The following is a 23,925-nucleotide window of genomic DNA, read 5'->3' as shown; positions in this document are numbered from 1 at the left end:
TCCCGGCTGTTTCTGATGGTCCGTCAGAACGCAGGCTAGCCCCGGGCCTCTGGACCGACAAGGAGCGGAGCTCTACGCTCTCCGCACGTTCTGACTATCCGTCAGAAACCGTGCTCGGTTGATGTACGAGGGGGCCGCAGTGCAAGACGACGACACCGCCCACGCCCTGAGCGCCTGCGGGACGCTCTGGGAGCTCATCGAGCGCCGCGCCGCCCTCACCCCGGACGCCCCGGCCCTGATCCAGGCCGCCGCCGACCCCGCGGCCGACCGCGCCCTCACGTTCGGCGGCCTGCGGGAGCACTGTGAGCGGGTCGCCGCGGGCCTGTACGGGATGGGGGTGCGCCCCGGCACGGTCGTCGCCTGGCAGCTCCCCACGCGCGTCGAGACGGCCGTCCTGTCCTTCGCGCTCGCCCGCATCGGGGCCGTCCAGTCACCGGTGATCCCGTTCTACCGGGACCGCGAAGTCGGCTTCGCGCTGCGGGAGTCGAAGGCCGAGTTCTTCGCCGTACCAGGTGTGTGGCGGGGCTTCGACCACGCGGAGCTGGCCGCGCGGCTCGGGGCGCGCGGCGTCTTCACCGCGTACGACGAGCTGCCCGAGGCCGACCCCGGCGTGCTGCCACCGCCGCCTGCCGACGGCCGCGCGGTGCGCTGGATCTACTGGACGTCCGGCACGACGTCCGACCCCAAGGGCGTCCTGCACACCGACCGCTCCCTGATCGCGGGCGGCTCCTGCCTGGCGCACGCGCTGCGCCTCACGCCGGACGACGTGGGCTCGATGGCGTTCCCCTTCGCGCACATCGCCGGGCCCGACTACACCGTCATGCTGCTCCTGTACGGCTTCCCCGCCGTGATGTTCGAGCACTTCGCCATGCCGGACGCCCTTGACGGCTACCGGCGCCACGGCGTGACCGTCGCGGGCGGCTCCACGGCCTTCTACTCGATGTTCCTCACCGAGCAGCGCGAGCGGCCCGACCGGAAGCTGATCCCCACCCTCCGCCTCCTCGCGGGCGGCGGCGCCCCCAAACCCCCGGAGATCTACCACGCCGTCGTACGCGAACTGGGCTGCCAACTCACCCACGGCTACGGCATGACGGAAGTCCCGATGATCACGATGGGCGACCCCGACGACACCCCGGAGAACCTCGCCACCACGGAGGGACGCCCGCCCGCCGGCATGGAGATCCGCGTCACGGACGCCGACGGCAAGGAGCTGCCCGCAGGCACGGACGGCGAGGTGCGGCTGCGCGGCGAGGCCGTCTGCCAGGGCTACTTGGACGCGGCGGCCACGCGGGCCGCGTTCGACGCGGACGGCTTCCTCGTCACCGGGGACCTGGGGCACGTCCGCGAGTCGGGGCACCTGGTGCTCACCGGCCGGGCCAAGGACATCATCATCCGCAAGGGCGAGAACATCTCCGCCAGGGAGATCGAGGACCTGCTGCACGCCCACCCGGCGGTCGCCGACGTGGCGGTGATCGGGCTGCCCGACCCCGAGCGCGGCGAGCGGGTGTGCGCGGTCGTGGAAAGCGCCCCCGGAGCGCCCGAGTTGACGCTCCAGGAGACGTCGGCGTATCTGCGCGGCGAGGGTCTTTCGGTGCACAAGCTCCCGGAGCAGTTGGAGCTGGTGACGGCGCTGCCCCGCAACGAGGCGTTGAGGAAGGTGCTCAAGTACAAGCTGCGGGAGCGCTTTTCGGCGTGACGTGAGGGGTGGGCGCTGTCGCGCCCACTGGCGACGGTCCTACTCGGGGACCGTGAAGTACGACGCGAAGGCGGAGACGACCTGGTCCTCGGTGACCGGGCCCAGCGTCGCCGCGGCCTGCGCCGCGACGTCCTGCCGCACGCCGAGGACGCGGAGCACCCGCTCCACCTCGCCCGCGGTGACCGAGGCGTCGCCGTCGCCGTCCGCCAGGGCGATCAGCGCGTGCAGGAACGGCCGGGCGATCTCCGCGAACCGGGCGGGGTTGTCGCGCAGCCGCTTCACGGCGCCGCCGACGAACTCGTCCTTGGTGATCCGCTGGTCCCCGTCGCGGTCCGCGATGCCCGCCATGCCCTGCCAGAACGCCTCCGCCCCGATGTACAGGGCCTGGCCCTTCTCGGACCGTGCGGTCACGTCGAACTCCGCGAGCAGCGCCTTGGCCGCCGTGCTGAAGTCCTCACGGGAGATGTAGCCGTTGCCGTCCTGGTCGAAGGTGGCGAAACGGGCCGCGATCCTGCGTTCGTACTCGGCACTGTCCATGGTCTTCGGGCCGCCTCACTTCTCATGCGGTTGGGGGGTCCGCCCGCCGCGGCCGGAGCCGGGACGAGCCGTCCTACAGGTATCTGTTCAGGAGCGTACGACGCCGTCGGCCGCCAGGAGACGGAAAAGCGACGCCTGTGCCAAGACCGCGGAAATTCCGCGACAAAGGTGTGTCATGGACGCACTCCGGGCCCGGCGGGCACGCCGACGGCGGCATCCGCTCGGGACGGTTGTATCAGCATGGCGATCTTGTCCGGCGTGCGGGGTTCCGCTACGCGGTCAGGGGTGCGGCGGCGTCGTCGACCGCCGACTCCGCGTCCGGATACACCTCGAAGAGGCGTCGTACGCCGAGGGCGGCGAGCACACGGTTCACGTGCGAGCCGTCGACCGCGCCCTGCGCGGGCAGGATCAGCCGCAGCCGGCCGCGGCAGGAGCGCATCAGTCGGCGCGTGGTGATGAGTACGCCGACGCCGCTCGAATCGCAGAAGAACACGTCGGACAGGTCGAGGACCAGGCTGCGGCGGCCGTCGGCCACGGCGTCGTGGACGCGTTGGCGCAGCACCGGTGACGCCAGGAGGTCCATCTCTCCCGACACCCGCAGCACGACCCAGTCGCCCTGCTCGCCCACCGCCACCTTCAACGCCACGCGCCAGCCCCTCGTCCACTGATCCGGAAGCAGCTCCTACGGTTCCTCTTTCGCGGCTGCCCCACAGCGGTTCCATGAAACACCAGGACCCCATGCGTCCCGGAAGCGGGCTTTACGAGGTACGCGGCGGGTAGGCGGCGGGAACGGGTTCAATATCATTCCCGGCCCCGCCCGGACCCGCATTGCCGCAAAGAACGGGAAAGCGCGGGGAAAGAGCGGTGCGGTGTCAGTGGCGCCGACTACATTCGAAGCAACGGTGATGGTGAGGACGGCGAGCGATCGAGGGGGCCGCATGCCGAAGGACGCGCCGCGTCGCTGGGACCGCCGCATGCAGCAGCGCCTGGCGCACGGGGAGGCAGCCGCCCTGGGCGAGCTGTACGACCACTTCGCCTCGCTGGTGCACGGCCTCGCGTATCGCGTCCTGGGGGACGTGGCGGCGGCCGACCGCATCACGCGCGAGGTCTTCTCGCATGTCTGGGAGAACCCCGAGGCGTATGACCCCAAGCAGGGTCCGCTGCGCTCGTGGATCGCCACGCTGGCGCACGAGCAGGCGGTGCGGCGGCTGCGGCAGACCGAGTCGGCCGCGCTCGCCCGGGGCGGCGAGGGCACCACGGAGGACCTGGAGCGCAAGGTCCGCCGCGCCTCCGCCGCCGCCCGCGCGGACTACATCGTCACCGCCATGCCCGCCCCGCTGCGCGCCGCCCTCGAACTGGCCTATTTCCAGCGCCGCGACTACCGCCAGACGGCCGCCGACCTGGGCGTCACCGAGGACGAGGCCCGCCGCCGCCTCCGCCTCGGCCTGCAACTCCTCTCCACCGCCCACGACACCGCCCCGTCCGGCGAAGACACCACAGACCCCACGGACACCGGCGCCCATGGCTACGGGAGAGCACTGTGAACAGCCCGGAGCAGCCGGACCCGCACGACGAGACTGGCCGTGGGCCTTTGGGGGACGGGACGGGCCCCGGACCCGGGGCCGGGCAGGGGCTGCCCGGCGGGGGCGGGGTGCCGCGGATACCCGCGCCGCGGGTGTCGGTGGAGGACGGCGGGGAGCCGCTGCCGGAGGTGCCTTCGCCGGAGGTGCCGTCGCCTTCGGCAGGGGTGGAGGAGCCGCGTGCCGGGGGTACGGCTGCGGCCGGCGCGGAGGCTGCTCCCGGCTCAGGGGCGGCACCCGACGCGGGGGCGGAGTCGGAAAGTGGTGGAGCTGCACCGGGGGGTGAGGGGCTTGATCATCGGGTGTTGAAGTCTTTGCTCGGGGCCTGGGCGCTCGCCGCCTGCTCGGCGCGGGAGTCGATCGCCGTCGAGGAGCATCTGGGGACGTGCGGGCCGTGCGCCGAGGAGGCGCTGCGGCTGCGCGAGGCGGTCGGGCTGCTGCACCCCGAGGAGAGCCTCGACCTCGACCCGGGCCTGCGCACCCGCGTCCTGGAGAGCTGCCTGGGGCGGCGCCCGCCCCGCATCCCGCTGCCGGAGTGGGCCGCTCCGTACGACGCCGAGACGGCGCGGCTCGACGCCCTGCTCCAGGACATCGGGGACTCCGAGTGGCACGCGCCCGTACGGCTGCGGTGGTTCGCGGACGACGGGCCGATAAGCCGCAAGACGACGGTCGCCGGGGTGATCGCACACCTGCTGGCCGTCGACGGCCTGGTCGGGACCGCGCTCGGCCTGGAGGACCCGCTCGGCGAGGAGGCACCACGGGTGCCCGACCCGACCCGGCGCACGGAGGCGTACTGGCGGGCGTCGCACTTCCCGCCGACCCGTGCCGTACGCGGCCCCTGGCGCGACCAGACGCACGAGCTGATCCGGACGGTGTCGTTCGCGGGCGGCGGCTCGGGGCGGCTCGCCGTGGGGTACGGGGTGGCCGCGGGGCACCCTCCCGGCGAGGACGGCCCCAGCATCGAACTGCCCCTGCGGGACTCGATGGTGGAGCGCGCCTTCGAGTGCTGGATCCACGCCGAGGACATCGCCGACGCCGTGGACTACCCGTACGAACCGCCCTCGCCCCGGCATCTGCACCACATGATCGACCTGGCGGCACGGATGCTGCCGGGGACGCTCGCGGAGCGGCGGCGTGCCGGGCGGGCGGCGCCGTCGCGGGAGCTGGTCGCCGCGGGCTCGCCGGGGCGGAGTCTGCGCCTCGAGGTCGAGGGCGTCGGGGGCGGCGAGTGGTTCATCCCGCTGGACTCGCCCGGGGCGAGCGGCTCCGCCGAGTGCGAGGTCGCGCACATCGCGCTTGACGGCGTCGAGTTCTGTCGCCTCGCGGCGGGCCACGTCGCCCCCGAGGAGGCGGCGGCCGGCCAGATGGGAGACCGCGAGGCGATCCGCGACGTGCTGTTCGCCGCGGCGTCCCTGAGCAGGCTGTAGGGCGCCCTGGGCCTCGGGCCCCGCCCACCGCGAGGCACCACGAGGCAGACGGTCAGGCGAAGACCACGGTGCGGTGGCCGTTCAGGAGGATGCGGTGCTCGGCGTGCCACTTCACGGCTCGCGCCAGCGCCTGGCACTCCACGTCCCGGCCGACGGCGACCAACTGGTCGGGGGTCACCCCGTGGCCCACCCGCTCGACCTCCTGCTCGATGATCGGCCCCTCGTCGAGCTCGGCGGTCACATAGTGCGCGGTCGCACCGATCAGCTTCACACCGCGCGCGTGCGCCTGGTGGTAGGGCCGCGCGCCCTTGAAGCTGGGCAGGAACGAGTGGTGGATGTTGATGATCCGCCCGCTCAGCGCCTTGCACAGGTCGTCGGAGAGCACCTGCATGTACCGGGCGAGCACGACCAGCTCGACGTTCTCCTCCCGCACCAGCTCAAGAAGGCGCGCCTCCGCCTCGGCCTTGGTGTCCCGCGTCACCGGAATGTGGTGGAAGGGAACGTCGTACGAGGCCGCCAGCTCGGCGAAGTCCGTGTGGTTGGAGACGACGGCGGCGATCTCCACCGGCAGCGCGCCGATGCGCGAGCGGAAGAGCAGGTCGTTCAGGCAGTGGCCGAACTTCGACACGAGCAGGACGATGCGCATCTTGTCCTCGGCCCGGTGGAGCTGCCAGTCCATCTGGAAGGAGTCACCGATGGCCGCGAAGCTCGCGCGCAGCTTGTCGAGGGTCACCGGCGCCTCGGCCGAGAAGTGCACCCGCATGAAGAAGAGTCCGGTGTCGTGGTCGCCGAACTGCTGGCTGTCCTCGATGTTGCAGCCGGTCATGAAGAGGTAGCTCGACACGGCGTGCACGATGCCCTGTTTGTCCGGGCAGGAGAGAGTGAGGACGTACTGCTCGGCGCGCTGGTCACTGACGACGGCGGACTGCTCATTCATCCGCCCAGGGTCCCATACGCAGGACCCCGCCCAGACCTCCGCCGAAGGCCCCTCAGCCCGACCGCGTGAGAATCCGCAGCACCTCGAGCGTCCGCGGCGGCCCGTCCGGATCCTCCCCGTCCGCCGCCGCGAGGGCGACGTGCGCGTCCCGCGCCGCCCGCACCGCGTCCGGCCAGCCGGGGTGGTCCAGATACACGGACACCGCCGCGTCGGGACCGGCCTCGTGCATGATCCGCAGCACCCGCAGCACCGCGGCGTCGACGAGCGCCGCCTCCTGCGCGTCCCGGAATATCGTCCCGACGTATTTCTCCGCCGACCAGTTGTCCAGCCAGGTGTCCTCGACGAGGCGGTACACGGCGTCGGTGACGTCCCCGTACTCCTCGCGCCCCGCGAGCCAGCACTCCCGCTGGAAGACCGGATCCGAGAGCATGTGCAGCGCCGAGCGCACATTGCTGCGCCAGCGCCACCACGGCATGTCGTTGGTTGGCATGCCGCCTATGGTCGTCGACCGACGGCCGCGACGGGAAGACCTCTCCGTTCCTTGCACGGTCATCGATCGTACGTTCCCACATCCCCCACGCGTTTACGGCCCCACCAGTTCACGCCTTGGTCACCAACCGTTGGGTGCGCGTCACTCCCAGGTTGGCCGGATGACGGAATCGTGCGTGTTCATGACCGCCTTGCGACGCGTCTTCCCTCCCCGTCCCGCCGAGACCGCGCCCAGAGCGCGAAGAGTGCTGCTCAGCGCCGCGGCGGTGACGGCGTGTGCGTCCCTGGCCGTCGGCTGCGGGGTCATCCCCGGTACCACGGGGGGTTCCGAGGATGACCCCGTCAAGGTCATGACGTGGGCCCCGGAGCACACCAAAGCGACCAACAAGCCCGGCATGCCCGCGATGGCCAAGGCGTACGCCCGCTGGGTCAACGCCAACGGCGGCCTCGACGGCCGCAAGCTCGAAGTCATCACCTGCAACGAGCGCAACGACCCGGTCGGCGCGGGCAACTGCGCCACCGAGGCCGTCGACGAGGGCGTCGCGGCCGTCGTCGGCTCCTACAGCCAGCACGGCCGCGCCTTCATGGCACCCCTGGAGTCGGCCGGCATCCCGTACATAGGCGGCTACGGGCTCAGCGACGAGGAGTTCTCGAGCCCGCTGTCGTACCCCGTCAACGGCGGGCAGCCCGCGCTGATCGCGGGCAACGGGCGGCAGCTCGCCGGTGTCTGCGACCGCGTCTCGCTGGTGCGCCCCGACACCATCGCGGGCGACAACCTCTCCAAGCTGCTCGACTCGGGCCTCGCCCAGGGCCACAACTCGGCGTCCGCCGACATCCGGGCCCCCGAGGACGCCACGGACTACACGACGCAGGCCGAGGAGGCCCTGGACCGGGCGTCCGACGGCAAGGGCGCGGGCGGCACCCCGGCATCGTCCTCCGGATCTGCTTCTGGCTCGGCCTCCGGATCGGCCTCCGGCGGCAAGGAAGGCTGCGTCGCCGCCGCCCTCGGCTCCCGCACGGACACCTTCTTCGACTCGTTCCGCCGCACCGAGGACACCTACCCGGACGTGCGCACCGCCTCCGTGCTCGGCAGCGTCGACCAGTCCCTCATCGACCGCACGGGCGGCGCCGACGGCGTCTACGAAGGCGCGTACGTCACCGGCTGGTACCCGGACGGCAGCGACAAGCGCTGGTCGAAGATGCGCGAGGTCATCCGCGAGCAGGCCTTCGGCGACAACCGGGTCGACGCGGCGGACGCGGGCGTACAGACCACCTGGATCGCGTTCACCGTGCTCCAGCAGGCCGTCGAGTCCCTGAACGGCGACGACGTCACCCCCGGCGCGCTGCGTCGCACCCTCAACGAAGGGCTGCGCGTGGACACCGGAGGGCTCACGCCGATGCTGAGCTGGCGCTTCGAGGACATGCTCGCCGCGGGCGACTACCCGCGCCTGATCAACGCCGACGTCACCTTCCAGGTGGTGCGGGACGGCCGTCTCGTGCTGGCCCGCAAGGCGTTCGTGAACGTGGCGAAGACCCTGGAATCCGCCCGCTGACCCCACGTCCCCCGCATCCACCGTCCACACCTACAGCTGCGTCTTGACCCGCTTGGTCAGCCCGTGCTGCTGCGCGATCGCGTTCCACAGGGTCGCCGCCTGCTGCTTGGCCTGGGTCGCCTCGCCGCTCGCGCGGTTGCCGGCGGCCGAGTGGTTGGTCTGCCGGGCGTGGCCCTTGCGGCAGCCCTTCTTGCCCGCGACCTGGCCGGCCCACGCGGCGTAGTGGTTGTCGGCCGACGCGGACGCCTTCCAGGCCTTGTTGAGCGCGGCGGTCAGCTGCGCGTGCTTGGGCAGCTCGTCGACGGTCAGGCCGGAGAGCCTGCCGACGAGGCCGTTGCGCTGCTCGGCGGCGGCCCGCAGGTCGGTGGCGGCCTGCTTCAGGTTCTTGCACCCGCCCACGTCGCGTACGGCGCCGATCACCGACTCGCGGCTGTCGTTGCTGTCCGCGAGGAGCTTGTCGAGCGCGACCGCCTGCTTCTTGGCGGGGTCGGGGGTCGGTGACGGCTTGTCGTCGTCCTCGGCCGGGGCGGTCGCGGCGAGGGGCTGGTTGTCGTCCTTCTTGTCGTCGTCGCCGCCCCCGCCGCTGAGCAGCGCGCCCGCGCCGACGCCGAGCACGGCGATGCCGACGCCGACGGCGGCGAGGAGCGGCATCTTGGATCCGCCGCCGCGCCCGCCGCGCCCACGGCTCTGCCGCTCGGGCTCGGGCTGCGGCTCGTACGCGGGGGTGGGCGCGGGCGCCTGGAAGCGGGGCATCTGCTGGGTCGACGCGGGGCCCTCGTCGGGCTCCGGCTCCCGGCGGAAGAGGCTGTCGAACTCCGCGGGCGGCTGCCGGTCCTCGGGGGCGCCGGGGCGCACTCCGTACGCGGCGGCGGCGTGCGGGGCCGCGGGGTTGGCGCCGTCGGTGACGGGCGCGATGAACTGGGTGGGCGCGTTGTCGTCCGGGGCCGCGGCACTCGGTACGACGTCCTGCGCGCGGCCCAGGAACTGGGTGGCGCCGCCGTCGGGCATGGCGGACGTAGCGGACACAGCAGGCATCTCGGGCGGGAGTGCGCCCGGCGCGGCGGGGGGCACCGGCGCGATGAACTGGGTGGCCTCGGCGTCGGCCCCGACGGGCGCGGCCGCGTGCCGACCGCCGCCGTTCCCGGCGTTCCCGGCGTTCCCGGCGGGGTACGCGGTGCCGGGCTGCCCCGGCTGGGCGCCGTGGTGGCCGCCGTGCGCCGGGCCCGCGTGCTGCCCGGTGCCGGGCTGCGGCCCCCCGTACGCGGGGTCGTGCTGTCCTGCCGACGGGAGGTGTCCGGCGGGCGGCAGCGGCATGCTCTGCGCTGCGGGCGGCAGCGGGGCGGAGGCGTGCGCGCCGCCGTAGGAGACGTCGGGGCTGCCGCTCCGGCCGTACGCGGCGTCGTTGCTGCCGCCGCTCTGGCCGTACGCCGCGGCGTTGGCGTTGCTCTGCCCGTACGAGGCTTCGCTGCCGCTGTTCTGTGCGTACGACGCTTCGTTGCCGCCGTACGAAGCGGCCCCGCCGCCATACGCGGCGTTCGTCCCGCCGTACGAGGCGCCGGGGAGCTCCTGGCCGTGCGGCGGCATGTAGTGACCCTCGGCGGGTATGGGGCCGTGACCGGGTATCTGCCCCTGGCCCTGCCCCGGCATCGGGGCGTCGTACCCCTGCCCCGCCCCCTCGGGCGGCAGTGCCATCCCCTGTGTCCCGTACGCCCCGGGCGGCGCCGCGGGCGGCAGCGGTGTCCCCTCGGGAGGCAGCGGCATCCCGGCTCCGGAAGAGGGTGCCGCGGGAGCCTGGTAGGGCCCGCCCGGCTGCTGCTGCGGGGTGTCCCAGGCCGCCCCCGCGCCCGGCGCGGGCGACGTCGGCTCCGGGCCCCAGGGGTCGCCCCAGGGGCTGCCCACGGGCGGGGCGGCGTGGTCGCCGGTGGTGCCCGGCATCAGGGGCTCGCTGCCGTCCGCCGGCAGCACGATGCCCTCGTGCGCGTGCCGCGCCGCGGGTTGCTGCGGGTCGGAGGAAGCAGCGCCTTGCCCGCTCTGCTGCGTCACCGGGACTCCTACGAATGGGGGACCTTCGGAACGTCGGCTCACGCTACCGGGTCCCCGAGGCCCTCTGCCACGCAGCTCAGAGCAGGCCGGACGCCACCCCTGCTACACGCGTCACGCGAGTAACAGAAGTCCTGCGCCAGACGCTGTTGAGGGGCGTGCGGCCCGACACGGGGCTCCCTGCGCCCCTTTCACGCCACACGCCCCCGGACAAGCCTCCGTTCACGCCATCCGCGGCACCGGAGCGGCTCCGGCGCGGAAGATCGCGTGGCGACCGTCACGCCGCCTGGAGGTCGAGCCGCGCCCCGAACTCCCGTACCACCGGCTCCTCCCGGAAGGGTTCGAGCCGCTGCTGGAAGTCGTCGAGGTACTCCGCGCCGCGGTTGGACCGCAGGGTGCCGAGGAGCTCGACGGCCTTCAGGCCGGTGTGGCAGGCCTGTTCGACCTCGCGGCGCTGGACCTGGGCCGTGGCGAGCAGCACCAGACCGATGGCGCGCCGCCGCGCCCGCGTCGGCGGATGCCCGGCAAGGGCCTCCTCCGCGCGCCGGGCCGCCCCGTCGGCCTGCCCCAAGTCGCGGTGGCAGTGCGCGAGTTCGTCGGCGAGATACGCGTGGTCGAAGTGGCGGATCCACACCGGGTCGTCGCCCGAGTCCTCCTCGCCCGTGGCCCGTTCGAGCGCCTCGACCGCGCGCCCCGCGACCACCTGCGTGGACCGGGCGTCGCCGAGCAGCGCGTGCCCCCGGGCCTCCGCGGCGTAGAACATGCACTCCGCGCGCGGTGTGACCCGCCCGCGCGCCCCCTCCTGCGCCGCCCGCGCGAGCTGGGCGATCTCGCGGGGGTTGCCGAGCTGCGCGGCGAGGTGACTCATCGACGCCGCGAGTACGTACCCTCCGTACCCCCGGTCGCCCGCCGCCTGGGCCAGGCGCAGCGCCTGGATGTAGTAGCGCTGGGCGAGGCCGGGCTGGCCGGTGTCCACGGCCATGTACCCGGCGAGTTCCGTCAACCGCGCGACGGCCGCGAACAGTTCGCGGCCCACCGCCTCGCGGTAGGAGCCCGCGAGCAGCCCGGAGACGACCGAGTTGAGGTAGTGCACGACGACGGGGCGCACGTGCCCGCTGCCGTACTGGTGGTCCAGTTGCGTCAGGGCCTCCGTCATCGCCTTGACGGCGGCCACGTCCGAGAGCCCGACGCGCGGCCCGGCCGTGCGGCCGACCTGTGCGTCCGGCGAGGAGATGAGCCAGTCACGGCTCGGCTCCACGAGCGCGGACGCGGCGACGGACGAGCCGGACAGGAAGTCCCGCCGCCCCACGTCGCTGCGCCACAGCTCGCAGACCTGCTCGATCGCGCCGAGAACGGTGGGCGAGAACTGCAGCCCCACGCCGGAGGCGAGGTTCTTGCCGTTCGCCATGCCGATCTCGTCGATCGTGACCGTGCGCCCCAGTTTGCGGCCGAGCGCCTCGGCGATGATGCCCGGCGCGCGCCCGCGCGGCTGCTGGCCGCGCAGCCAGCGAGCCACCGACGTCTTGTCGTAACGAAGATCGAGACCGTGCTCCGCGCCGCACATGTTCACGCGACGGGCCAGGCCGGCGTTGGAACAGCCGGCTTCCTGAATGAGCGCCTGCAGCCGTTCGTTGGGCTGCCGCGCGACGAGAGGCCTGGCGGCCATGGCGTACCCCCTGTGTGCACCGTGGACCATCTGGAACTTCGGATGTGGATGTCGAATGAGGAACGGTCCGGGCCGGTTTGCCCGCATCGCCCAGATGATCAATGCCCTGGGAACAACCGGAAGATGCACCACTAGCACCACAAATGCGCCACTAGCTGCTGGAACTTCATGTTTCGCAGCTCAATACAGCGGAATATGGCAGAACACTGCATTGCGCGGCAGAACGACATAGAACACAGCAGAGCGCAGCACAAGTCGGCGAGCCGGGTGAACCTGGGTGAACGAGGTGAACTCTGGCTGCCCCTGACGTGGCTACCCGCACCCGGCCCCCCTTGCGCATGCGCGCCCCCACTCGTGCACCCATGCGCCCCGCAGCAGGATCGATGCTCCTCCCCCGCGCACGTGACAGCCCGTAACCCCACATGACGCGGGCAGTTGAGACCTTCGTGGAAGAGACCATCGGAGTCACGTCAGCCGCGCAGATCCCGAAGCAGCGCGGAGAGGCCCTGCAGGACACGGCCGTACGGTATGCGGAGGAGCGCCATTGGGATGTCTTCCCCGGCGCCTGGCTCGAGTCCTTCGAGGGCACGTGGCGCTGCTCGTGCGGCGAGGTCGCGTGCCCGGCGCCCGGCGCCCACCCCGTGCGCGACGACTGGCCCACGCAGGCCACGGGCAGCGCGACGGTCGCCCGGCGGGTGTGGGCGAAGCAGCCGAACGCCTCGATCCTGCTTCCGACGGGGCGTACGTTCGACGCGATCGACGTGCCCGAGACGGCCGGCTTCCTCGCCCTTGCCCGCATGGAGCGGATGGAGCTGACACTCGGGCCCGTGACGTGTACGCCGGACCGGCGCATGCAGTTCTTCGTGCTCCCCGGCGCCTCGGCCAAGGTCCCGGACCTGGTCCGCAAGTTGGGCTGGCCGCCCGCCGCCCTCGACCTCGTCACCCTCGGTGAGGGCGCCTACGTGGCCGCGCCCCCGACCCGTTTCGGCGCCTCCGGCGCGGTCCAGTGGGCCAACCGCCCCACCCCCGCCAACCGCTGGCTCCCCGACGCGGAGGAAGTCATCTCCCCCCTGTCCTACGCCTGCGGCAGGGAAGCGCGCAGGAAGTAGGCGGCCCTGCCGACGTATCGTGCGCACACGGACGTCGGCAAGGGCAAAGGGGCAACGGTGACCGAGGGAACGGCAACCCCCGCGGCAGCGGTACGTGTGCACAACCTGTGGAAGGCGTTCGGCGAGCAAATCGCCGTGGCGGGCATCGACCTCACCCTCCCGGCAGGGAAGTTCATCGGCCTCGTCGGCCCGAACGGCGCGGGCAAGACCACCACCCTCTCCATGGTCACCGGCCTGCTCCGCCCCGACCAGGGCACCGTCGAGGTCGTCGGCCACGACGTCTGGCGGGACCCCGCCGAGGTCAAGGCCCGCATCGGCGTACTCCCCGAGGGCCTGCGCCTGTTCGACCGGCTCTCCGGCCGCGAACTCCTCGCGTACACGGGCAGACTGCGGGGCCTGCCCGGCGAGGAGGTCGACAAGCGCGCCACCCAGCTCCTGGACGTGCTCGACCTCGCGGGCGCCCAGCACAAGCTGGTGGTGGACTACTCGACGGGCATGCGCAAGAAGATCGGCCTCGCGGCGGCGCTCCTGCACAACCCGGAAATCCTCTTCCTCGACGAGCCGTTCGAGGGCGTCGACCCGGTGTCCGCGCAGACCATCCGCGGCGTCCTGGAGCGCTTCACGGCCTCCGGGGCGACCGTCGTCTTCTCCAGCCACGTGATGGAACTGGTGGAGTCCCTGTGCGACTGGGTCGCCGTCATCGCGGCGGGCCGCATCCGCGCGCAGGGCCCGCTCGCCGAGGTCCGCGGCGAGGCGGCCACCCTCCAGGAGGCGTTCCTCGAACTCGTCGGCGCGAACGGCCGTGACACCGGGTCCGACCTCGACTGGCTGGGCGGCGGCGCCCGATGACGACACCGGCGACCACCACTCCGGGCACCCGCCAGGGCCCCGCCCCGAGCACGGGCCTGACCCCCGTCTTCGTACGCCTGAAGCTGTCCCTGCTCCGCAACGGCCTGCGGCAGTCGTCGGGCCGCCGCGCCGCGTACGTGGCGTCCGCCGTCGTCGCGCTGCTGTTCGCCGCGCTCCAGCTCCTCGGCCTGATCCTGCTGCGCGGCAACGAGCACGCGGCGACCGTGTCGGTCCTCCTCGTCGCGGTGCTCGCGCTCGGCTGGGCCGTCATGCCGCTGTTCTTCCCCAGCGGCGACGAGACCCTCGACCCGACGCGTCTGGTGATGCTGCCGCTGCGCCCGCGTCCTCTCGTACGCGCCCTGCTGGTGTCCTCGCTCGTGGGCATCGGGCCGCTGTTCACGCTCTGTCTGGCGCTCGGCGCGGTGATCGCGGTGGCGCGGGGCGGGGCGGCGGTCGCCGTGGGGGTCGTCGCCGTGCCGCTGACGCTGCTGGTCTGCGTGGCGCTCGCGCGGGCCGTCGCGACCGCCAACATCCGCCTGCTGACCAGCCGCAAGGGGCGCGACCTCGCCGTACTGAGCGGGCTCGTCATCGCCGTCGGGGCGCAGCTCGTGAACTTCGGGGCGCAGCGGATCGGTTCGTCGCAGGAGGGGCTCGGCGAGCTGGATCCGGCGGCCGATGTGCTCGGCTGGATCCCGCCGTCGTCGGCGCTGTCGGCGGTGCACGCGACCGGTGACGCGCGGTACGTGACGGCCGCCGCCCAACTCGCCCTGTCCGTCGCGGCCCTCTTCCTGCTCGTGTGGGCCTGGCGGCGCAGCCTGACCCGTCTCATGACCTCGCCGGACGGCTCGACGCTCGCGGCGGCGGAGCCGTCACGGACCAAGAACCGCACCACGGGCCTGGCCGCCCGCCTCCCCGCGGGCCGCACCGGCCCCGTCATGGAGCGCACCCTCCGCTACGTCTGGCGCGACCCGAAGACCAAGGCGGCCTGGGTGACGTCCCTGGCCATCGGCCTGATCGTGCCCGTCTTCAACGCGCTGCAGGGCACCGGCTCCGTCTATTTCGCGTGCTTCGCGGCGGGGATGCTCGGCATCCAGATGTACAACCAGTTCGGGCAGGACACGTCGTCGTTCTGGATGGTCGCGATGACGATCTCCTCGACGCGCGACGCGTACGAAGAGCTGCGGGCCCGCGCGCTCGCCCTGCTCGTCATCACACTTCCGTACGCGGCTTTGGTCACCGTCCTGACCACGGCCCTGCTCGGCGACTGGCGCACCCTCGCCGAATCCCTCGGCCTGTCCTTCGCGCTGCTCGGCGCGATGCTGGCCACCGGCGCCTGGTCGTCGGCCCGCTTCCCCTACTCCATCCCGCAGCAGGGCTACAAGAACGTCGCCCCCGGCCAGGCGGGCCTCGCCTGGATCTCCATCCTCGGCGGCATGATCGCCGCCGCCGTCCTCTGCGCGCCGGTGATCGCCTTCACCATCTGGCTGCACTCGGCGGGCCACTCCGCCTCGACGTGGCTGCTGCTGCCGCTGGGCACGGCGTACGGGGCAGCCATCACCTACGCGGGACTGCGGCTCGCGGCGCCGCGGGTGGCGGCGCGGCTGCCGGAGATCCTGACGGCGGTGAGCAAGGGCTGAGGGCGCTGCGCACTGGCTGCTGGGCGCCTCCGGGCACACGGAACGACCCGCGAGCCGTGGTTCCCCCGCCGTGGGGCGGGAGAAGCCGGCCGGACGTGCCGGCGGCTCGCGGGTCGGGTGACTGCTTGAATTTCGGCCGGCTGCACGCAGCTCTCGCGTGCTGGTCCGGCACCGCACTCGGTGTGGTGGCGGGCCGCTAGCCCGCAGCCACCTCTTCCGTCCGGTGTACGTACATCTGCCGAACCACCTCCTCTCCGAAGTGACACTCACCCTAGGAACTGATCCGGCGGCCCTCAACCGATTTTCCGGGGGAACGGAGAATTGCCCTCCAGGCGGGCTGAAAGGTTCCTGAGCCATGGATGTGTCCCGTCGTCAGACGCCGGCGCGCCGCATGCCGCGCATGCCGAGGGCGAGGCCGACGGCGGCGATGCCGATGCCGGAGAGAAGGCCCCAGCCCACGGACGCGCTGGCGAAGTCCCCGACGAACAGGGCTCGTTCGGCGTCCACGACGTACGAGACCGGGTTGATGTCGGCGAGCAGCTTGAGCCAGTCGGGGCCGCGCTCCATCGGGAGCAGCATCCCGGACAGCAGCAGCAGCGGGAAGAGCAGGGTCTGCTGGACCACGATGAAGAGGTAGTCGCGGCGGTTGACCGCGAGCGCGAGGGCGTTGGACAGCGCGCCCACGCCGAGCCCGAACAGCATCAGCAGGACGAGCCCGGCGAGGATGCCGAGGAGGTCGAAGTCGACGTCGATGAACAGCAGCGCGCCCACGGTGATCAGGACGGCCTGGCCGAGCAGGATGGCGGCTTCCTTGGCGGTCCGCCCGATGAGCAGCGCGCTGCGGCCGGCCGGCGAGACGAGGGTGCGTTCGTAGCTGCCGGTGTGGATCTCGGAGAGCAGGTTGGCACCGGAGGGCGAGGTGCCGAAGAGCGCCAGCATCACGATGACGCCGGGCACGAACCACTCCCATGACGAGCCCTCCATGCCCGGCATGGTGTCGAGGAGCGGGCCGAACAGGACGAGGAACAGCAGCGGTTGGAGCATGGCGAAGGCGAGCGCGACGGGCTCGCGCAGCACCGGCTGGATCTCGCGCTCGAAGGTGGCGAGCGAGTCGTTGAGGACCTTCACTGTGCGTCCGCCTCCTCAAGGCTGCGGCCGGTGATGGACAGGAACACGTCGTCGAGAGTGGGCCGGTCGAGGGTGACGCCACGCACCTTGATCTCCAGCGCGTCGAGGTGGCGCAGGAAGGCCGGGAGCAGTTCGTCGCCGTGCGCGACCCGGACGCGGATCTGCCTGCCGTCGACGGTGACGCGCTCGCGGGTCGTGACGCGCTCGGCGTGGTGCGCGACGAGGACGGCGTCGGCGTCGTGCTCGGTGGTGAAGGTGATGAGGTCGCCCGCCTGGTCGGCCTTCAGCCGCTCGGGGGTGTCGTCGGCGATGACGCGCCCCTGGTCGACGACGATGACGCGGTCCGCGAGCCGGTCGGCCTCGTCCAGATAGTGCGTGGTGAGGAACATCGTCATGCCGTCGCGGTGGAGCCCGCGGATGTGCTCCCAGACCATGGCGCGGTTGTGCGGGTCGAGGCCGGAGGACGGCTCGTCCAGGAACAGCAGCCGGGGCGAGTGCATCAGGCCGAGCGCGATGTCCACGCGGCGGCGCTGCCCTCCGGACAGGCGCTCCGCGACGCGCTTCTCCATCCCCTTGAGGCCCATGGCCCCGATCAGTTCGTGCGCGCGGGCGCGGGCCGCACGGCGGCTCATGCCGTAGTACCGGGCGTGCGAGGTGAGTTCGTCCACGACCCGGATCTCGTTGCCGGAGCCGTTCCCCTGGCCGATGTAGCCGATGTTCTTGCGGATCTCCACGGCGTCGGTGCGGATGTCGCGGCCGACGACGCTCGCCCGGCCCGAGGTGGGCGGGAGGAGGGTGGTCAGCATCCGTAACGAGGTGCTCTTCCCGGCGCCGTTGGGGCCGAGGAAGGCGACGAACTCCCCTTCCGCCACGTCGAGGTCGAGGCTGCGGACGGCGTGCACCAGGCCGTCCTTGACCTTGAAGGTCCGGCTCAGTCCGCTGGCGGTGATCATTACGCCTCCAAACTGCTTACGTTGTATTGAGTTTTAAAACACCTTAGCACGTACAGTGTTTCCACCCGTATCACCGGAAGGCCGGACCGGAGGAGAAGGATGACCGCACAGCACACAGGGGGCAGCGGGGACGCCCGGCGCGCGCTCGAACTGCTCTGGGGCGCCGAGCCGCGGCCCCGGCGCGGCCCGAAACGCGGTCTGAGCGTGCAGCGCGTGGTGAGCCGGGCGGTCGAGCTCGCCGACGAGCACGGCCTGGAGTCCCTGACGATGCGGCGGGTGGCCGAGTCGTTCGGGGTCACCGCCATGTCCCTGTACTCCTATGTGCCGAGCAAGGACGAGCTGGTCGACCTGATGGTGGACCGGGTCGCCGAGCCGTCCGCCGAGCCCGGCCCGCCCGGGGAGCACTGGCGGGCCGGGCTCGAACGGCACGCCAGGACGAGCTGGCGGATCTACCACCGCCACCCCTGGGTGCTCGAGGTCAGCATGGGGCGCCCGCCGCTCGGCCCGAACGTGCTGGCCGGCCTCGAGGCCCGGCTCACCACCGTCGGCGGGCTCGGCCTCTCCGTCGAGCAGCAGCTCGCCGTGATCAACCTCGTCGACGACTACGTGCACGGCGCGGCCACCTCGCTGACCGGCGTCGCCCTGCTCGAGCGACGCACGGGCCTCAGCGCCGCGCAGTGGTGGGAGCGGTACGACCCGCTCCTGGAGGAGTTCGTCGACTTCGAGCGCTATCCGGCGCTCACCGCGATGTGGGAGGAGCTCGGCCCCACCGAGCAGCGCACCGACTTCGAATTCGGCCTGCAGCGGGTCCTCGACGGGGTCAGCACGTTCGTGGAGAGCAGTCGCGAGACGGGAACTTGAGCAGATGCTCCTCGGGATGCGCGGTCCTGCCCGCTTGCGATGATCTTCGAAATGATTTGCCTCGACTTCCGGGAACTTACTGTGGGCTGGGTCACGTTCAAGTTGAATGATCTGACGACGAGAACACGGCCTGCAGGGGGGTCCGGGTGAGTGCTTCCCGACAGAGCGGAACCACCGACGAACTGGGCCCCGGAGAACCCGAGCCCGGCGGCGCCGAGTTGCTCGCGGCGCTGCTCGACGGGATGGACGCCGCGTTGTGCGCGTTCGACGCCGACGGGGTCGTGACGCACTGGAACCGCGAGGCCGAGCGGATCCTCGGCTGGTCGGCCGACGAGGCGGTCGGGCGGCCCGGGTTCGCGGGCTGGGCGGTGCGCTCCGCCGACGCCGAGGACGTCGGGGGGCGGCTGCTTTCCGCGATGCACGCGCCGGGGCGCCGCGTCGACGAGTTCGCCCTCGTGACGAAGGACGGCGGCCGGGTGCTCGTACGGACCCAGTCCGCCCCCGTCCGCGACGGCGACGGCAAGCCCAGCGGGGTCTACTGCGCCTTCAGCGAGGTGCACGCCCAGATCGACCTGGAGCGGTCCATCGCCTTGAGCGAGGCGCTGTTCGAGAACGCGTCCTGGGGAGTGGTCCTCGTGGACGCCGACCTGCGGCCCGCCGTGGTCAACGAACACGCCGCGCGCGCCCTGAAGATGGGGCGCACGGCACTGCTCGGGCGGCCGCTCGGAGAGGTGCTCTCCCAGGGCGTCGAGGAGCTGGAGAGCGCGCTCACGCATGTCCTCGCCGAGGGCGCGCCGCCCGCGCCCGCCGAGATGTGGGTGGCCGTGCGCGGCGACACCGGCGGCGGCGAGCCCGAGCGGCGCTGCTGGCGCAGCGGGTTCCTGCGGCTCGGCTCGCCGCTCGCCGAGGAACCGGTTCCGCTCGGCGTCGGCTGGCTCTTCCTGGACGTCACGGAGGCCAAGCAGACCGAGCAGGAAGCGGCGCAACTCCGCTTCCGGTCCCAGCAGTTGCACCGCGCGGCCCGTGCCGCCGCCGAGTGCGAGGACCCCATGGAGGCGGCCACCGTCCAGCTCGACTTCGCCCTCGCCGGGTTCGCCGACCACGCCCTGATCGACGTGCTCGTCGGCGAGGAGCCCGACACCCGGCTCGTCCGCACCGCCGTCACCCCCGCCGGCGCCCCCGGGCCCTGCCAGCCCGCGGGGCGGGCCCGCCTGCCCGTGCGGTACATGGAAGGTCACCCGGCCCCCCAGTGCGTCGAACGCGTCGGCTCGGTCCGCGCGAGCGCGGGGCTCGCCACGGCCGACCGGGCCCGTGAGTGGGCCCTTGCCCGGCAGTGGCCGGAGTCCTCCGTCCACGCGCTGTGCGCGGTGCTGCGCAGCAGGGGGCGGACGTTGGGGGTGGTCACGTTTCTGCGGGGGGCTTCCCGGACCCAGTTCGAGCGTGCGGACGCCTCGTACGCGGAGAGTGTGGCCGCGCGGGTTGCGGCTGCGTTGGATTTGGCGGGGGTGGGGGGTTAGGCCTTCGCGGGGCGCCCCAGTCCCGCCCCTTCCCGAACCGGGGGCTCCGCCCCCCGGACCCCCGCTGATCGCCGCTTCGCGGCTCGTCCTCAAACGCCGGACGGGCTATACCTAGCCGGCGCGGCCATGTCTTGCCGGTGCGGCTGGGGTGTTTCAGCCCGTCCGGCGTTTGAGGACGAGGCCGTTCAGGCCGATACGGGGTCTGGGGCGGAGCCCCAGTTTCGGGAAGGGGCGGGACTGGGGAGCTCCCAGCCGGGCCCATCTACGCCGCATGCAACGCCAACGTCGGCGACAACCTCGCCGCCCGCACCGCCGGGTACAACCCCGCCACCGTACCGATCGCCAAGGTCGCACCGAACCCCGCCGTGACCGACCACAGCGGAACCACCCAGGGCAGCCCCCCGGACGCCGCGTACGCGGCCGTCGCCGCCGCCCCGAGCGCGACCCCCGCCAGACCGCCCAAGCCGGACAGCATCAGCGACTCGGTCACGAACTGAATGCGGATCTGCCCCCGGGTAGCACCCAACGAGCGGCGGAGACCGATCTCGTAGCGCCGCTCCAGAACCGAGATGATCATGGTGTTGGCCACGCCGACCCCACCGACCAGGAGGGCGATGCCGCCAAGACCGAGGAGCAGCGTCGAGAACGCGCCCTCCGTGTCCGCCTTGGCCTGAAGCGCCGCCGACGGATCGGTGACCTTCACGTCGCGCGGACTCTCCGGCGAGATCGACGGGCCGAGCAGCTTGCGCACGTCATGGACCGCCGCGTCCGCCGACCGCTCGTACACCGACGTCGGATGCCCGTCGAAGCCGAGCAGCGACTTCGACGCCGACCAGCCCGTGAGCGCCGAGCGCTCCACGTCGGGCGCGAGCGGCAGCGGGGCGAGGATGCCGATGACCGTGAAGTACCGGTCGTCCATCCACACCTGCTGGCCGGGCGAGGTGATGCCGAGGCGCTTGGCGGCGACATGGCCGAGCACGACCGACGGATAGCGGGCGTTGGCCGCGTTGAACCACGTACCGCTCGCCGTCCGCCCGCGCAGCACCTCCAACAGGCCCTCCGTGGCCGCCTTGACGGAGATGCCGCCCGTCTCGCCCTCGGGGATCTTCTCGCTGCGCCGCACGGTGCGGTCGATGTCGCCGGTGGCACCGGCGCTCTCGACCCCCGCGATCCGGGACACCCGGCCCACCGCGTCCCTCGGCAGCTTCAGTTCCTCCCCGGAGAACAGCGGGTCGCCGGGTGCCGCCACCAGCATGTTCGTGCCCAACCTGTCCAGGCGCTGGAGGAGTTGGGCCTTGCTGGAGGCCGAGACGCCGACCACCGCGACCATCGTGGCGATGCCGATCGCGATGCCGAGGGCGGAGAGGACCACCCGCATGGGGCGGCTGCGCAGCCCGGACGCGCCGACGTGGGCGACGTCGCGGGGGCTCAGCCGGGCGGCACGCAGCCGGTTCCTACGGTTACCGGTACCGGTCATCGCGCCACGGCTCCCGGCGTTCGTACGTCCTCGACCGCCCGAACGTCCCCGACCGCCCGGACGTCCTCGACCACGCGCCCGTCGCGGATCCGCACCTGCCGCGGCAGCCGCTCCGCGATCTGCGCGTCGTGGGTGATGACGGCGATCGTCGCGCCCTCGGAGTTGAGGCCGTGGAGGAGTTCGAGGACCGCCTCGCCGGAGGCGGAGTCGAGGGCTCCGGTGGGTTCGTCGGCGAGCAGCAGGTCCGGTTCGCCGACGACCGCACGGGCGATGGCGACCCGCTGCTTCTGGCCGCCGGACAGCTCGTGCGGCCGGTGCCGCATGCGGTCGGCGAGGCCGACGCGGTCCAGGGCCTCGGCGGCGCGGGCCCTGCGCGCGGCGCGCGGCAGGCCGGAGTAGAGCAGGCCCTCGGCCACGTTGTCGCGGGCGCTGACGCCGGGGACGAGGTGGAAGGCCTGGAAGACGAAGCCGATGCGGCTCGCCCGCAGCGCGGACAGGCTGCGGTCGGACAGCGCGGCCACGTCGTGCCCGGCGATCTCGACCGTGCCCGCGGTGGGCCGGTCGAGGGTGCCGACGATGTGCAGGAGCGTGGACTTGCCGGAGCCTGACGGGCCGACGATGGCGAGGAGTTCGCCCTCACCGACGTCGAGGTCGACTCCGCGCAGGGCGGCGACACCGCCCGGGTACTCCTTGGTGACACCGGCGAGGCGGACGACGGCGCGGGCGTGGGGTCCGAGGCCGGGGCCCGCGGCCACGTCTTCGGCACCGAAGCCCACGACCGGGGCCTCTGGCTGCGTACTCATAGCTTCGGCACCCCGACCTTCGTCCCCGCCCGCAGCCCCGGACCGCTGACCTCCACGCGCCCCGAGCCGAACATGCCGAGCTTCACCTTGACCTGCCGCGCTCGGCCGTCCGCGACGACCTGCACGCCGTAGCCGCCGCCGGGCAGCGCGAGCAGCGCGTTGACCGGCACCGAGAGGACGTCCTCGCGGGTCTCACCGGTGAGGTTCACGGTGACCGGGGACTGGTCGAAGCCGCCCACGTCGGAGGGATCGTCGAAGGACACCGTGACCGGGATCTTCGGGGTCTTGTCGGACGGGTCGTCGCCGGGCTTCGCGGTCCGCCCGACGGAGGCCACCCGCCCGGACGCCGAGGACCCGTCCGGCAGCGCCACCTCGACCTTCGTGCCGACCTTCGCCAACTTGCCCTCGGACACGTCGAGTTGGAAACGTACGACCCGCTCGGAAGCGGTGGTCGTGAGCACCGGCCTGCCGGACGACACCTGGTCGCCGACCGCCGTGTCCGCGGACTTCACGCGCACCGAGGCCGGCGAGAAGGCGATGTCGCCGGGCCCGACCCGGCCCGTCTGCCGCCGGTCGTGCGCCTTCTGCCAGCGCTTGACGGCGGCGGCCGTGCCCGCGGTGTACGTGTCGTCGATGTCGAGCCCGGCCGCGTACCCGAGGGCCTGGAGGTTCAGCTCCAACTGCCGTACGTCCTCGCCCTCCGCGCCGGTCTTGAGGTCGCGGTACATGGGCTGGGTGCCGTACATCAGGCGCACCGGGACGCCGTTGACCTCGTAAAGACGCTGGTCGCGCCGCACGGTGTCGCCCGCGGCGGGCGACCAGGTGAGGATGCCCGCGCCGCCCGCGTTGACCTTGCGTTCCTTGGCGTAGCCGAGGGTGCCGTCGAGCTGGGTGCCGCTGCTGAGGTCGCCGCGCTCGACGGCCGCGGTGGCGGGCGGCAGGTCGGCGTCGCGCGCCGGTCCGCCGTCGTCGCCGCCGGATCCGCCGAACCCGGTGACGGCGACACCGGCGCCGGTGACCGCGAGGAACGCGACCACCGTGGAGACGACTGCCGTGCGCCGCCTCATCCGACGATGCCCTTGCACGCCTTGGCGGCCTTCTCCATCTTCTTCATCTCGGCGCCCTTGGGCGCGGGCATGGCCTGCGCCATGCCCTCCTCGAACTTCGGGTCCGGCATGTTGTAGCCGTTCTTGCGCATGCACTGCGCGTACTTCAGCATCTTGTCCTTGTCGGCCTGCGAGATCCCGCCGCCCGCCGACCCCGGCCCTTTGCCGGTGCACTCCTTGAGGGCCTTCTGCATCTTCTCCTTGCTGAGGTCCCCGCCGATGGTGAGGCCGTTGCCGTCCTGGCCCGACTTCGGCTCGGGCACCTTCAGGCCGTGCTTGCGCAGGCACTCGCGCTCCTTGAAGGCCTTGTCGGCGGCGTTCTCCTTGCCGCCGGTGTCCTTCTTGCCGCCGTCGCCGCCGTCGTCACCGCCGGAGCAGGCGGTCGCGAACAGCGCGAGGGCGGCGGCCGCGGCGGCGAGCCCGGCAGATCGCGTGTGCGTACGAGTACGTGTGGTGATGCGCGTACGTGAGGTCATGGCTTCCCCTGGTGTCCGGTGGTGTCCGGTGGTGTCGCGGCCCAGGTTCACGGGAAGCGGGGTTTCGTCTCTCTCACGGCAAAC

Annotated in this window: 21 protein-coding genes; 9 read left to right on the top strand and 12 right to left on the bottom strand. The window is 72.5% G+C overall.

Annotated features, from left to right (window positions below; all coding sequences use genetic code 11):
* Positions 1-121: 121 nt before the first annotated feature.
* Positions 122-1,696 (top strand): class I adenylate-forming enzyme family protein, encoded by a 1,575-nt coding sequence (locus tag IEY91_RS19735; protein ID WP_189175114.1) that lies wholly within the window; start codon positions 122-124, stop codon positions 1,694-1,696.
* 39 nt (positions 1,697-1,735) lie between these two features.
* Here IEY91_RS19735 and IEY91_RS19730 read toward each other — a convergent pair whose 3' ends face one another.
* Together IEY91_RS19730 and IEY91_RS19725 are read right to left on the bottom strand one after the other, a co-directional pair.
* Positions 1,736-2,233: an EF-hand domain-containing protein gene (locus IEY91_RS19730; protein WP_164323798.1), complete on the bottom strand. Its 498-nt coding sequence runs from the start codon at positions 2,231-2,233 to the stop codon at positions 1,736-1,738.
* A 271-nt stretch (positions 2,234-2,504) separates the two neighbouring features.
* Complete coding sequence (locus IEY91_RS19725) at positions 2,505-2,879, bottom strand: STAS domain-containing protein (RefSeq protein ID WP_164323796.1); 375 nt, start codon at positions 2,877-2,879, stop codon at positions 2,505-2,507.
* A gap of 292 nt (positions 2,880-3,171) precedes the next feature.
* On the opposite strand from IEY91_RS19725, the gene IEY91_RS19720 reads away from it, so the two are divergent.
* Positions 3,172-3,777 carry a sigma-70 family RNA polymerase sigma factor gene (locus IEY91_RS19720; RefSeq protein ID WP_164323794.1) on the top strand — a complete coding sequence of 202 codons (606 nt, stop codon included), beginning with the start codon at positions 3,172-3,174 and terminating at the stop codon, positions 3,775-3,777.
* Positions 3,774-5,240 (top strand): zf-HC2 domain-containing protein, encoded by a 1,467-nt coding sequence (locus IEY91_RS19715; protein WP_373287981.1) that lies wholly within the window; start codon positions 3,774-3,776, stop codon positions 5,238-5,240. Before IEY91_RS19720 ends, IEY91_RS19715 begins: the two co-directional genes overlap by 4 nt.
* A gap of 52 nt (positions 5,241-5,292) precedes the next feature.
* On the opposite strand, the gene purU is transcribed toward IEY91_RS19715, so the two are convergent.
* Both purU and IEY91_RS19705 read right to left on the bottom strand, forming a co-directional pair.
* Positions 5,293-6,177, bottom strand: a complete 885-nt coding sequence (purU, locus tag IEY91_RS19710) for a formyltetrahydrofolate deformylase (protein ID WP_164323792.1) — start codon at positions 6,175-6,177, stop codon at positions 5,293-5,295.
* 52 nt (positions 6,178-6,229) lie between these two features.
* Positions 6,230-6,730 (bottom strand): SCO4402 family protein, encoded by a 501-nt coding sequence (locus tag IEY91_RS19705; protein ID WP_164323790.1) that lies wholly within the window; start codon positions 6,728-6,730, stop codon positions 6,230-6,232.
* 118 nt (positions 6,731-6,848) lie between these two features.
* Between IEY91_RS19705 and IEY91_RS19700 the strand changes: the two genes are divergently transcribed.
* The gene (locus IEY91_RS19700) at positions 6,849-8,219 is read left to right on the top strand and encodes an ABC transporter substrate-binding protein (protein ID WP_189175000.1); all 1,371 of its coding nucleotides are present in this window, start codon (positions 6,849-6,851) and stop codon (positions 8,217-8,219) included.
* Positions 8,220-8,249: 30 nt separating this feature from the next.
* On the opposite strand, the gene IEY91_RS41870 is transcribed toward IEY91_RS19700, so the two are convergent.
* Together IEY91_RS41870 and IEY91_RS19690 are read right to left on the bottom strand one after the other, a co-directional pair.
* A complete protein-coding gene (locus IEY91_RS41870) occupies positions 8,250-10,262 on the bottom strand; it encodes a hypothetical protein (RefSeq protein WP_229697086.1) in 2,013 nt (670 codons plus the stop codon).
* A 274-nt stretch (positions 10,263-10,536) separates the two neighbouring features.
* The gene (locus tag IEY91_RS19690; RefSeq protein ID WP_164323786.1) at positions 10,537-11,925 is read right to left on the bottom strand and encodes an NsdA family TPR-like regulatory protein; all 1,389 of its coding nucleotides are present in this window, start codon (positions 11,923-11,925) and stop codon (positions 10,537-10,539) included.
* Between the two features lie 422 nt (positions 11,926-12,347).
* Here IEY91_RS19690 and IEY91_RS19685 point away from each other — a divergent pair, with 422 nt between their 5' ends.
* The 3 genes from IEY91_RS19685 to IEY91_RS19675 are packed head-to-tail and all read left to right on the top strand — an operon-like array spanning position 12,348 to position 15,520.
* Entirely contained in the window at positions 12,348-13,034 is a 687-nt protein-coding gene (locus IEY91_RS19685) for a bifunctional DNA primase/polymerase (protein ID WP_164323784.1), read from the top strand.
* A 57-nt stretch (positions 13,035-13,091) separates the two neighbouring features.
* Complete coding sequence (locus IEY91_RS19680; protein ID WP_189174999.1) at positions 13,092-13,883, top strand: ABC transporter ATP-binding protein; 792 nt, start codon at positions 13,092-13,094, stop codon at positions 13,881-13,883.
* Positions 13,880-15,520 carry a transporter gene (locus tag IEY91_RS19675; protein ID WP_189174998.1) on the top strand — a complete coding sequence of 547 codons (1,641 nt, stop codon included), beginning with the start codon at positions 13,880-13,882 and terminating at the stop codon, positions 15,518-15,520. Before IEY91_RS19680 ends, IEY91_RS19675 begins: the two co-directional genes overlap by 4 nt.
* Before the next feature lie 372 nt (positions 15,521-15,892).
* On the opposite strand, the gene IEY91_RS19670 is transcribed toward IEY91_RS19675, so the two are convergent.
* Together IEY91_RS19670 and IEY91_RS19665 are read right to left on the bottom strand one after the other, a co-directional pair.
* Entirely contained in the window at positions 15,893-16,648 is a 756-nt protein-coding gene (locus IEY91_RS19670) for an ABC transporter permease (RefSeq protein ID WP_189174997.1), read from the bottom strand.
* Positions 16,645-17,601, bottom strand: a complete 957-nt coding sequence (locus IEY91_RS19665) for an ABC transporter ATP-binding protein (protein ID WP_189174996.1) — start codon at positions 17,599-17,601, stop codon at positions 16,645-16,647. Before IEY91_RS19665 ends, IEY91_RS19670 begins: the two co-directional genes overlap by 4 nt.
* Before the next feature lie 99 nt (positions 17,602-17,700).
* On the opposite strand from IEY91_RS19665, the gene IEY91_RS19660 reads away from it, so the two are divergent.
* Together IEY91_RS19660 and IEY91_RS19655 are read left to right on the top strand one after the other, a co-directional pair.
* Positions 17,701-18,462, top strand: coding sequence for a TetR/AcrR family transcriptional regulator (locus tag IEY91_RS19660; RefSeq protein ID WP_164323774.1), 762 nt, complete (start codon positions 17,701-17,703; stop codon positions 18,460-18,462).
* Between the two features lie 146 nt (positions 18,463-18,608).
* Positions 18,609-19,979 carry a PAS domain-containing protein gene (locus tag IEY91_RS19655; RefSeq protein ID WP_189174995.1) on the top strand — a complete coding sequence of 457 codons (1,371 nt, stop codon included), beginning with the start codon at positions 18,609-18,611 and terminating at the stop codon, positions 19,977-19,979.
* 262 nt (positions 19,980-20,241) lie between these two features.
* Here the strand turns inward: IEY91_RS19655 and IEY91_RS19650 are convergent, their stop codons facing one another.
* Genes IEY91_RS19650 through IEY91_RS19635 form a run of 4 tightly spaced genes read right to left on the bottom strand, consistent with a single transcriptional unit; the run spans position 20,242 to position 23,841 of the window.
* A complete protein-coding gene (locus IEY91_RS19650) occupies positions 20,242-21,456 on the bottom strand; it encodes an ABC transporter permease (RefSeq protein WP_189174994.1) in 1,215 nt (404 codons plus the stop codon).
* Positions 21,453-22,259, bottom strand: coding sequence for an ABC transporter ATP-binding protein (locus tag IEY91_RS19645; RefSeq protein ID WP_229697085.1), 807 nt, complete (start codon positions 22,257-22,259; stop codon positions 21,453-21,455). The genes IEY91_RS19650 and IEY91_RS19645 overlap by 4 nt, the downstream gene beginning before the upstream one ends.
* Complete coding sequence (locus IEY91_RS19640; protein ID WP_189174993.1) at positions 22,256-23,326, bottom strand: efflux RND transporter periplasmic adaptor subunit; 1,071 nt, start codon at positions 23,324-23,326, stop codon at positions 22,256-22,258. The genes IEY91_RS19645 and IEY91_RS19640 overlap by 4 nt, the downstream gene beginning before the upstream one ends.
* On the bottom strand, positions 23,323-23,841 hold the full coding sequence (locus tag IEY91_RS19635; RefSeq protein WP_189174992.1) for a hypothetical protein: 519 nt from the start codon (positions 23,839-23,841) through the stop codon (positions 23,323-23,325). The genes IEY91_RS19640 and IEY91_RS19635 overlap by 4 nt, the downstream gene beginning before the upstream one ends.
* Positions 23,842-23,925 lie beyond the last annotated feature (84 nt).

It is taken from the genome of Streptomyces lasiicapitis, assembly GCF_014646335.1.
Classification (GTDB): Bacteria; Actinomycetota; Actinomycetes; order Streptomycetales; family Streptomycetaceae; genus Streptomyces; species Streptomyces lasiicapitis.
The sequence above is the reverse complement of the archived record's forward strand: the minus strand, read 5'-3'. Positions and strand labels throughout refer to the sequence as shown.